Origin of the sequence: Parafrankia colletiae, from assembly GCF_001854655.1 — a bacterium.
GTDB lineage: Bacteria > Actinomycetota > Actinomycetes > Frankiales > Frankiaceae > Parafrankia > Parafrankia colletiae.
Map to the genome: position 1 here is coordinate 435,234 of NZ_MBLM01000108.1, position 11,239 is coordinate 446,472.

General features: G+C 74.8%; 5 protein-coding genes. All 5 read left to right on the forward strand.

Features of this window, described 5'->3' with window-relative positions:
* The first annotated feature begins 149 nt into the window (after positions 1-149).
* The 5 genes from CC117_RS13035 (at position 150) to CC117_RS13055 (ending at position 11,011) form a co-directional block, all read left to right on the forward strand.
* Positions 150-1,871 carry an ABC transporter ATP-binding protein gene (locus CC117_RS13035; protein ID WP_071083948.1) on the forward strand — a complete coding sequence of 574 codons (1,722 nt, stop codon included), beginning with the start codon at positions 150-152 and terminating at the stop codon, positions 1,869-1,871.
* Complete coding sequence (locus tag CC117_RS13040) at positions 1,864-3,708, forward strand: ABC transporter ATP-binding protein (RefSeq protein ID WP_084132008.1); 1,845 nt, start codon at positions 1,864-1,866, stop codon at positions 3,706-3,708. Before CC117_RS13035 ends, CC117_RS13040 begins: the two co-directional genes overlap by 8 nt.
* Positions 3,709-3,801: 93 nt before the next feature.
* Entirely contained in the window at positions 3,802-4,059 is a 258-nt protein-coding gene (locus CC117_RS13045) for an MbtH family protein (protein WP_071083949.1), read from the forward strand.
* On the forward strand, positions 4,056-9,320 hold the full coding sequence (locus CC117_RS13050) for a salicylate synthase (RefSeq protein ID WP_071083950.1): 5,265 nt from the start codon (positions 4,056-4,058) through the stop codon (positions 9,318-9,320). The genes CC117_RS13045 and CC117_RS13050 overlap by 4 nt, the downstream gene beginning before the upstream one ends.
* Positions 9,317-11,011: a (2,3-dihydroxybenzoyl)adenylate synthase gene (locus CC117_RS13055; protein WP_071083951.1), complete on the forward strand. Its 1,695-nt coding sequence runs from the start codon at positions 9,317-9,319 to the stop codon at positions 11,009-11,011. Before CC117_RS13050 ends, CC117_RS13055 begins: the two co-directional genes overlap by 4 nt.
* Positions 11,012-11,239: the final 228 nt, after the last annotated feature.

Here is an 11,239-nt window from a genome sequence, read left to right on the forward strand (position 1 = left end):
ACTTCACTTAAAGTATCGGTGTTGCATCGCGTGGCGATGCGTGGCTGTCCCGTCATAGGCACTGCGACCCCGTCTCTTCGCCCCGCGCACCGGGCGCGCCCTCAGGCGACGCCCGCCCGGGCCGGGCACCCACCCTGGAGTGGTCCCAGATGACCATGTCAGCCGGCAACACCGTCCTGTGGGCACAGCTCCGCTCGATGCCGGGGCCGCTGTCGCTGAGCGTGCTGGCCACCCTCGTCCAGCAGCTGGCGATGCTCGCGCTGCCCTGGTGCATCCAGCGCGCCCTCGACGACGGGATCACCCCCCTCGACGTCGGGCAGACGGTGCGCTGGGCGCTCGTCACCACGCTGGTCTCCCTCGCCTTCCTGCTGGGCGGGGTGGGCGGCCAGTGGTGGTCGGGCATCGCGGCCAACCAGGTCGCCCACGGGCTGCGCGGTGCCCTGATCGACAAGGTGACCGTGCTGGACCGCCCGGCGCTGGCCCGCTTCGGGCGCGGCGACCTCGTGATGCGGGTCACCCGGGACGTCGACCTCGTCCGGATGTGGCTGCAGAACCTCGGGATCTGGGTCCGGGTGATCGTCACCCTGGTCGTCGTCCTGCCGGCGCTGGGCCTGCTCGACCCGCTGCTGCTCGTCGTCGGCCTCGTCACCGTCCCGCTGGTCGGCCTGGCCAACGCGTTCTTCCCCGGCCGTTACGACGCCGCCAACGAGGCGCTCTCCGAGGCGCACGGCACCCGCGCGGACGCCGTCGAGGACCTGCTGGCCGCCAGCGCCGCCGTGCGGGGCCTGGGCGGCGAGCGGGTACTGGTCCGCCGCCACCACGACCTCTCCCGCTCCGTGACCAGCTCGTCGCTGCGGGTTGCCGGGGTGTCGGCCTGGTGGTCCGCGGTGCCGTCGGCGCTGCCCCGGCTGGCGATCGCGGCCGGCCTGGGCATCGGCGGGACCGCCGCGATCCGCGGCGACCTGACGATCGGCGGCCTGGTCGCGTTCACGTCCTGGATGACCACACTCGCGCTGGCCGTCGCGATCCTGGTGGACCTGCTGGCCGGCCGCGGCCAGGCCCGCGTCGCCGCCACCCGCATCGCCGAGGTGCTCGGCACCCCGGGGATGGCCGACGACGACGCCGACCCGGTACCGCTGCCCGCCGCCGGCGTCCTGCAGGCCGAGGCGGTCGTGGTCCGCCACGACGGGCGCACCGTCCTCGGGCCGGTCGACCTGTGCGCCGCGCCCGGCGAGTTCGTCGCGGTCACCGGGCCGACCGGGTCGGGCAAGTCCACCCTGGCGCGCCTGCTGTGCCGGATCGACGATCCGGATTCGGGCGCCGTCCGCTTCGGCGGGGTCGACCTGCGATCGGCGGCGCGCATCGAGGTGCTCTCCCGGATCGGGCTCGTCCCGCAGCGCCCGCTCGTGCTCTCCGGGACCATCGCCGACAACCTGCGCCTCGGCCGCGACCTCGAGCTGGCCGACCTGCGGGCCGCCTGCCACGCGGCCGCGCTCGACGAGTTCGTCATGAGCCTGCCCGACCGGTACGACACCGTGCTCGGCGAGCGCGGCGGCACCCTGTCCGGCGGGCAGGGTCAGCGTCTGGCGCTGGCCCGCGGGCTGCTCGGACGTCCCGCGGTGCTGGTGCTCGACGACGTCACCTCGGCACTGGACGTCGAGACCGAGGCGGCCGTCCTGCGGCGGCTGCGCGCGTGGAACCCGGACGGCGCGCTCGTCATCGTGTCGCACCGGCCGGCGGTGCTCGCCGCCGCGGACCGGGTCGTGACCCTGCCACCCCCCGACCGGACCACCGCACCCGCTGACGGCGGGGCCACGGCACCGGCCGGCGACGGGGCGGCCCTGCCCACCACCGGAGGTCACCGTGGCTGAGATCCGCCTGCTGCGCGAGGATCCGGACACCTCCGGGGTGGTGCGCCACGGGTGGGGGCACCTGCGCCCGCACCGCGCCATGCTCGCGCTGGCGCTCGTCGTCACGGTCGCGAGCACCGCGGCCGTGGTCGGGATCGCCCCCGTGGTCGGCCGCGGCGTCGACGCGGTGATCGCCCGGGACCGCGCGGCGCTGGGATGGGCGGTCGGCGGTCTCGCCGTGCTCGTCCTCGCCCGCATGCTGCTGCTGCGCTGGTCGGAGGTCCTGCTGGCCCGCGCCGGCGAACGGGTGGTGCAGGACCTGCGCGACCTCGTCGTGGAACGCCTCGCCGGCGCCCCGCTGCGGTTCGTGGAGGCGCACCGCACCGGGGACCTGCTGCGGCGTGCCACCGGAGAGATCGCCGACCTGGCCCTGTTCATCCGCGAGCAGGTGCCGAACCTGCTCGGTGTCGGGCTCACCGTCGTGCTGACGACGGGCATGCTGATCGTCTACTCGCCGCTGCTGTCGCTGGTACTCATCGTGCTGTTCCTCCCCGCGGCGGTCGCGGTCGTCCGCTGGTTCGACCGGGTGGCCGGCACGGCGTTCGGCCGGCAGGCCACGGCGGACGCGTCGATGACCGCGACCTTCACCGAGACGCTGGCCGCCGGCGAGGCGCTGGTGGTCGTCGGACGTCCCGGCGAGTGGGTCGAGCGGTTCCGCCGGGACAACGACGAGCTGCTGCGGGCGTCCAACGGGACGATCGGGGCGCAGAACCGGCTGGAGCTGTTCAACCTGCTCGAAGGACTGGCGACGGCCACACTGCTGCTGCTGAGCGTGTGGCTGGCCCGGGCCGGCCATCTCGGTGTCGGCACCGTCGTGGTCTTCGTGTTGGCCACCCGCAACCTGTTCGAGGGGATGGCCGGGCTCTCCCGGCTGGTCGGGCAGCTGCAGACCGCCCGGGTGGGCGTGGCGCGTCTGGCCGACCTGCTCGACGCGACCGACGTTCCGGCCACCGACGTTCCGGCGACTGCTGTTCCGGCAGCCGCTGCCCCTGCCACCGAGGGCCCTGCTGCGGAGGGCGCCGTCGTCGGGGGCGCTGCTGTCGGTGGGCCGGCGAAGGGCGGGGTGCTGCCGGCGCGCGGGGAGTTGGTGACCACAGGGCTGCGGTTCGGGTACGGGGCGACGGGGGACGAGGTGCTCCGCGGGGTGTCGGTGACCTTCCCGGCCGGCGACCGCGCCGGTCTGGTGGGCACCACCGGCTCCGGTAAGACCACCCTCGCCAAGCTGCTCTGCGGGCTCTACCAGCCCGACAGCGGGGTGGTGACGTTCGGCGGGGTCGATCTGAGCACCGTGTCGCCCGCCGAGATCCGTCGTCGCATCGTGCTGGTGCCCCAGCAGGTCCACATCATCACCGGCTCGCTTGCGGAGAACCTGGCGCTGGCGCCGGGTGAACCCGACCGGGCGGCTATGGAGCGGGCGGTGGCCGGCCTCGGCCTCACCGAATGGGTGGCGGGCCTGCCCGGCGGGCTGGACGCGTCGGTCGGGGCCCGCGGCGAGATGCTGTCCGCGGGCGAACGCCAGATCGTCGGCCTGGTGCGGGCCGCGCTGGTCGACCCGCCGGTGCTGGTACTGGACGAGGCCACCGCCGATCTGGACCCGGATGTGGCACGCCGGCTGGAGACCGCGGTGGAGCACCTGCGCCCCGGTCGGACCCTGATCGTCATCGCGCACCGCCAGTCCACCATTGACCGGTTGCCGCGCCGCGTCGGGYTGGTCGCCGGGCGGATCGTCACAGCCGATTCCGCGCCCTCCGTGCCTGGTCAACCGCAGAACGGGCAGGTCGCCCGCGATCGCGCCTAAGAGCTGACAAAGGCACACTCCTTAGGCTAACCTCACTTAAGGCCGACTTAGGTCGGCCTTACTCTGTTGGTGCGATCCGAGGAGACGGCAGGCATGTCGACGAATCCCTTCGACGACGAGAGCGGGAACTTCTTCGTCCTGATCAACGACGAGGGACAGCACTCGCTGTGGCCGAGCTTCGCCGCCGTCCCGGCCGGCTGGACCGTCGTTCACGGCGAGGAGACCCGCCAGTCCTGCCTGGACTACGTCGAGGCCAACTGGACGGATCTGCGTCCGCGCAGCCTGGTCGCCCAGATGGCCGCCGCCGCGTCCGCGGGCGCCACCGGCTCTGACGAACCCACCCCGCGGTGAGCTCGCCGTCGAACAGCCATCGCAGGACCGTCCCGCTCGCCCAGCCGCCGGCCACCGTCGCCGCGCGCCTCGCCCGCGGCGCCAGCGGACCGTTCGTGGTCTACGAGCGTGCCGGCGAGTGGTCCTTCGGCGTCGGCGTGCTCGCCGAGATCGAGCTGCGGGCCGGCGAGCTGCGCCACCGCACCGGCACCGGGCCCTGGCACGTTGAGCCACCCGGCCCCGCCCCGCTGGGCAGGGTCGCCGACATCCTCGCCGGTCTCGGCCTCACGGACTGGCGGGCGTACGGCTGGGCGGCGTTCGAGCTCAGCCACCTGTTGGCGGGCCTCGCCGTGCCGGCCGGTCCCGACCCACTGCTGCACCTGGTCATTCCGCGCAGGGAGGTGCGGCTGACCGACGGGGTCGCCGTCGTGCGGTCCCCGGACGCCGACGACCCGCGGGACCGGTCCAACCGGGGTCAGGCCGGCGAGGCCGAGTCGTCCGACCTGGCCGACCTGGCCGACCTGGACGACCTGGACGACCTGGTGGGGGTCGTCACGTCGGCGGCGCCGCCGGCAGCCACCGGTCCGCTGCTCACCGTCGACCTCGAACACGGGATCGACGCCTACCAGCGATCGGTGGCCGCCGCGGTCGCCGACATCCGCGCCGACCGGCTGCGCAAAGTGATCCTCTCGCGGGTCGTCCCCGTCGACGGGGACGTCGACCTGGTCGCCACCTACGAGGCGGGGCGGGCCGGGAACACCCCCGCCCGGTCGTTCCTCCTGGACACCGGCTACCTGCGTGCCGCCGGCTTCAGCCCGGAGACCGTGGTCGAGGTGACCGCCGACGGCCTTGTCTCCACCCAGCCGCTGGCCGGCACCCGCGCCCTGACCGGTGAGCGCGCCACCGACGGCGAGCTGCGGGAGGAGCTCCGCTCCGACCCCAAGGAGATCTACGAGCACGCCGTCTCCGTGCAGGCCTGCCAGGACGAGCTGAGCCGCTTCTGCCGGCCTGGTTCGGTGACCGTCGACGAGTTCATGACCGTGCTCGAACGCGGCAGTGTCCAGCATCTCGCCTCCCGCGTGGCCGGGCGCCTCGCCGCCGGCCGCGACGCCTGGGACGCCTTCGGGACGGTCTTCCCCTCCATCACCGCCTCCGGTGTGCCCAAGGTCGCCGCCTGCGCGGCGATCCCCGGCTACGAGACGGGCCCGCGCGGGCTCTACAGCGGCGCGGTGCTGATGGTCGGAGCGGACGGCTCCCTGGACGCCGCGCTCGTGCTGCGCACCGTGTTCCAGCGTGACGGACGGACCTGGCTGCGCGCCGGCGCCGGGATCGTGGCACAGTCCGATCCCGTCCGTGAGACCGAGGAGACCCGGGAGAAGCTGCGTAGCGTCAGCCGCTTCCTCGTCGCCGCACCCGCCCCGGTGGCCTCCGCTCCCGCACCCGCCCCGGCCGGTGTGTCCGCCGCAGCCGCGGCCGGCCCGGTGCCCGGGTCTGACATCGAGGCCATCCGGGCGACGGTCGCCGAGCTGCTGGACGAGGAGCCCGCCGCGATCGGCGACGAGGAGAACCTGTTCGAGCTGGGGCTGGAATCCATTGCGCTGATGAAGGCTGTCGGGCGGTGGCGCCGCGCCGGGGTGCCGGTCTCGTTCGGCGAGCTCGCCGAGAACCCGACTGTCGACGGCTGGTTCAAGATCCTGTCCATCCGGGCGCCCGAGGCCGCCCCGGCCGGTGCCCCGGCTCGCCACGGTGACACCACCGGCAGGCGCGGCGGCGGCCGTGGTGACGAGGCAACCCCCGCCGGCCCCGGGCTGACCGCCGGCACCGCGGCCGAGTCCGACGCGGGGCCGGCACTCGACACCGCGGGGAAGCCGGGCGCGCCTCCCACGGCGGGTCCGGCGACCGAGGCGGCTCCGGGAGCGGGTGGCGAGTTCCCGCTCGCGCTCATGCAGCACGCCTACTGGGTCGGCCGCGACGGCGGCCAGCCGCTCGGCCAGGTCGCTGCGCACCTGTTCACCGAGTTCGACGGTGACGGCGTCGACCCCGAGCGGCTGCGTCTCGCGGTGGAGAAGCTCATCGCCCGCCACGACATGCTCCGCATGCGGGTCACCGACAACGGCGCCCAGGTCATCGAGGAGACGTCCGGCTGGCGCGGGCTCACCGTCCACGACCTGCGCGACCTGGACGAGGCGGCGGCACAGGCCCGGCTCGCCGAGATCCGCGACCTGATGTCGCACGAGATGCTGGACATCGAGGCCGGCGAGGTGTTCGCGACCGCGCTGAGCCTGCTGCCAGGCAACCGCAGCCGGCTGCACCTCGACGTCGACATGGTCGCCGCCGACGCGGTCAGTTACCGCGTCCTGCTCGCCGACCTCGCGCACTTCTACGACCGGCCGGCGGAGGAGCTGCCGCCGCCGGGCTACACCTACCGCGAGTACCGCGCTGCGCGTGGCCCCGACCGGACGGCCGCCGCGCGTGCCGCGGCGGAGTGGTGGCAGGGCCGGCTCCCGAGCCTGCCCGGGCCCCCTGGCCTGCCCCGCGCCTCGGCTACCACCGACCTCACCGCGGCTGCCGGTCCCGCGGGCGCCGCCGGCGCCGACGGGCGGGCGCAGGGATGTCCGACGGTCTCGCGCCGGTACTTCGTCCTCCTGCCGTCGACCCGTGAGGCGCTGCGCCGGGCCGCCCACAGCCGGGGTGTCACCCCGGCGATGGCGGTGGCCACGGCCTTCGCCGAGGTCCTCGCGGGATGGAGCACCGAGTCGCGGTTCGTGCTGAACGTGCCGATGTTCGACCGCGAGCCTGTCCATGCCGACATCAACCAGGTGGTCGGCGACTTCACCAGCTCGGTGCTGCTCGAGGTCGACCTGACCGAACAGCTGCCGTTCGCCGCGCGGGTGCGCCAGGTCCAGGCCCGGCTGCACGCCGACGCGGCGCACGCCGAGTACTCCGGCGTCGAGGTGCTGCGGGACCTCACCCGCCGCACCGGCGAGCAGGTCCTGGCCCCGGTCGTGTTCACCAGTGCGCTCGGGCTCGGCGAGCTGTTCGACACCGGGGTCCGCCGCCACTTCGGCGACCCGGTCTGGATCATCTCGCAGGGTCCGCAGGTGCTGCTGGACGCGCAGGTCACCGAGCTCGACGGCGGCCTGCTGGTCAACTGGGACGTCCGCGAGGACGAGTTCCCGGCGGGGGTCGTCGACGCGATGTTCGGCGCCTTCGAGCGGCTCGTCCGCGACCTCGCCGATGCCGCCGGTGCCTGGGACGCCGCCGTGGACGACCTGCTGCCGGGCACGGCCCGCGACGTCCGCCGGGCGGTCAACGACACCGCGGGGCCGTCGTCGTCCCGCCTGCTGCACGAGGCGTTCTTCGAGTGGGCCGGGCACACTCCCGACGCCCCCGCCCTGCTGTGGGACGGCGAGCACGGTCCCGCCGCCCTGACCTATGGCCAGCTCCGCACACGGGCGCTGGCCCTCGCCGGTGCGCTGGCGCGCCACGGCGTGCACCGCGGTGACCTGGTCGGCATCAGCCTGCCCAAGGGGCCGTCCCAGGTGGCCGCCGTCCTCGGCGTGCTGGCGGCGGGCGGGACGTACGTGCCGGTGGGCGTCGAGCAGCCGCCCGCCCGGGTGGAGCGGATCGCGACGGCCGCCGGGTTCACCGTCCTGATCACCACCGCGCCGCGGGACGGGGTCCCCGCCGGAATCGTCCAGATCGCGCCCGACCAGGCGACCACCGACGAGGCCACTGACCCGGCCGCCGGCCCGCCCGCGGACCAGGCGACCGACCCGGCCGCCGGTCCGGCTCCGGAGCCGGACGTGCAGGCGCCCACCGAGCTCGGCGGGCTGGACAGGCCTGCCTACGTGCTGTTCACCTCCGGGTCGACCGGCCAGCCCAAGGGCGTCGAGGTCGGGCACCGGGCCGCGGTGAACACCATCGACGACCTGGTCGAACGCCTCGGCCTCGGCGCCGGCGACCGCACCCTGGCGGTGTCGGCGCTCGACTTCGACCTGTCGGTGTTCGACCTGTTCGCGCCGCTGTCCGTCGGCGGTGCGGTCGTGCTGGTCGACGAGCAGTCCCGGCGGGAGGCGCGGCGCTGGGCCGAACTGGTCCGCGACCACCGGGTGACGATCCTGAACTGCGTGCCCACGGTGCTCGACCTGGTGCTGTCCGCCGGCGTGGAGCTCGGTGGGTCGCTGCGCGCCGTCCTGCTCGGCGGCGACCGGGTCGGCGTCGACCTGCCGGGCCGCCTGGTCGCGGCGGTTCCCGGCGCCCGGTTCCTCGGCCTCGGCGGCACGACCGAGACCGCGATCCACTCGACGGTGTGCGAGGTCGCCGGCACCGGGCCGGTGCCCGGCTGGTGGCGGTCCGTGCCGTACGGGACGCCGCTGCGCAACGTCCGGCTGCGTGTCGTCGACCCGCTCGGGCGGGACTGCCCCGACCACGTCGCCGGCGAACTGTGGATCGGCGGGGACGGTGTCGCCCGCGGCTACCTGGGTGATCCGGAGCGGACCGCGGACCGGTTCGTCGAGCACGCCGGCCTGCGCTGGTACCGCACCGGTGACCTGGCCCGCTACCAGCCCGACGGCACGGTCGAGTTCCTCGGGCGGCGCGACCACCAGGTCAAGATCCGGGGGTTCCGGATCGAGCTGGGCGAGGTCGAGGCTGCGCTGGCGACCCTGCCCGAGGTGCAGGCCGGCGTCGCGGTGCTCGTCGACGGTGCCGGCGGGCATCCCGCCGCACTCGGCGCCGGGATCGTCCCCGCCGGTGCCCCGGCAGGCACCGAGCTGTCGGCTGCCGTACGGGAGGGCCTGCGGCGGGTGCTCCCGCCGCACATGGTGCCGGACCTGGTCGTCACGTTCGAAGCCATGCCGCTCACGGCGAACGGGAAGATCGACCGGCGGGCCGTCACCGCGGCCGTGCGCCGGGCCGTGGGCGGCTCCGGCGACCACACGCCGCCGCGCAGCGACCTCGAACGGGTCGTGCACACCGTCTGGCGCGAAGTGCTGGGGATCACGGAGTTCGGCGTCGCCGACGAGTTCTTCGCACTCGGCGGCGACTCCGTCCTCGCCACGGCCGTGGTGCGGCGGCTGCGCGACGAGCTGGACACGACCGCGGTCAGCGTGCGCTCCCTGTTCGCGGCCCCGACCGTGGCGACGCTCGCCGACCGGATCCGCGCGGCCGACACCGTGCCCGGACGGTCGGAGCGGGTCGCCACGATCGCCCTGGAGATCGCGGCGATGACGGACGAGGAGGTCGCCGACGAACTCGGCGACGTAGGAGGCCCCCGATGACCGCCCCGTCGACGGCACCCGTGCCAGCCCCCCACCAGGGGGAGGCGGACGAGGGCTGGGTGCGGTGGCCGGCCGAGTTCGTCCAGCGTTACCAGGACGCCGGGTACTGGGGCGACCAGACGCTGGATGGCCTGCTGCGCGAGTGGGCCCGCCGGTTCGGGCCAGCCACAGCGCTGGTCTCGGGGGCCGAGCGGATCAGCTATGCCGCGCTCGACGAGGCGGTGGACGACCTCAGCGCCGGCCTGGCATCCCTCGGCATCGGCCCCGGCGACCACCTGGTGGTGCACCTGCCCAACCGGGCCGAGTTCGTGACCGTCCTGTTCGCGCTGATGCGCCTCGGGGCGATCGGCGTCATGGCGCTGCCCGCCCACCGGCGGGTGGAGATCGAGCACTTCGCGCGCCTGTCCGGCGCGGTCGGGTACGTCGTCGCCGACCGGCATGGGGGCTTCGACTACCGGGAGCTGGCCCGCGAGGTGGTCGACGCCGTCCCCTCGGTGCGCCACGTCCTGGTGGCCGGCGACCCCGGACCGGGCTCCGGCCGGGGCGTGTTCACCGGGCTCGCCGAGCTCGCCGCAGCCGGGCGCTCCGCCCGCCTGGCCGCGACGTCCGGTGCTGCCGGGGTGGGGCGGGAGCCGGGCGACATCGCCCTGCTGCTCATCTCCGGCGGGACGACCGGCAAGCCCAAGCTGATCCCGCGCACCCACCGCGACTACGCCTACAACGCCCGGGCCAGCGCCCAGGTGTGCGGGCTCACCGCGGACGACGTCTACCTGGTCGCGCTGCCCGCCGCGCACAACTTCCCGCTGGCGTGCCCGGGGATCCTCGGCGCGTTCGGCGTGGGCGCCACGGTCGTGATGGCGTCGGCGTCCAGCCCGGACGTCGTCTTCGACCTGATTGCCCGTGAGCGTGTCACCGTCACCGCGGCCGTGCCGCCGCTGGCGCGGCTGTGGGTCGAGGCCGCCGGGTGGGAGGGGCCTGACACGACCAGCCTGCGGCTGGTCCAGGTAGGCGGGGCCAAGCTCGACGAGGGYCTGGCCCAGCGGATCCCCCCGACGCTCGGGGCCCGCGTCCAGCAGGTCTTCGGCATGGCCGAGGGGCTGCTGAACTTCACCCGCCTCGACGACCCCGACGAGATCGTCTTCACCTCGCAGGGCCGTCCGCTGGCCGAGGCCGACGAGATCCGGGTGCTCGACGGGTCCGGCCGCCCGGTGGCCCCCGGGCAGGTCGGCGAGCTGTGGACCCGCGGCCCCTACACCATCCGCGGGTACTACCGGGCCGCCGAGCACAACACCACCGTCTTCGGCGCCGACGGCTTCTTCCGCACCGGCGATCTCGTCCGCCAGCTCCCGACCGGCCACCTGGTGGTCGAGGGCCGGGTCAAGGACGTGATCAACCGGGGTGGGGAGAACGTCTCGGCCGGGGAGCTGGAGGAACACCTGCTGACCCACCCGGCGATCGCCCTGGCGGCGGTCGTCGGCCTGCCCGACCCCGACGTGGGGGAGAGCGTCTGCGCCGCTGTCGTCCCCGTCGCGGGCGGCGCGGTCCGGCTCAAGGAGATCAAGAACTACCTGCGGGACCGCGGCCTGGCCCGGTTCATGCTGCCCGACCGCCTGGCCGTCGTCGGCGAGTTCCCGTACACGGCCGTCGGGAAGATCGACAAGCGGGAGCTGCGTCGCCGGCTCGAACAGTGACACCACCCCGCTGACCCCGGCCGATGCCCGCCCCTGCCCTCGGCGGCCCGGCCCGCACGCATGAGATCGGTCCGTTCCGCCCCGCCCCACCTGCCCGTCCGTCCCGTCCGTCCCGCCTCTGGATGCCGGCCGCCGCCCGCGGCCCCCTGCCTCCGGTCGCGGACCGGACGGAAGCCGGGGCCGCGGGGCGGGGCTCGCGGCCTGCCCGCGACGTATTCCGGAGGTAGT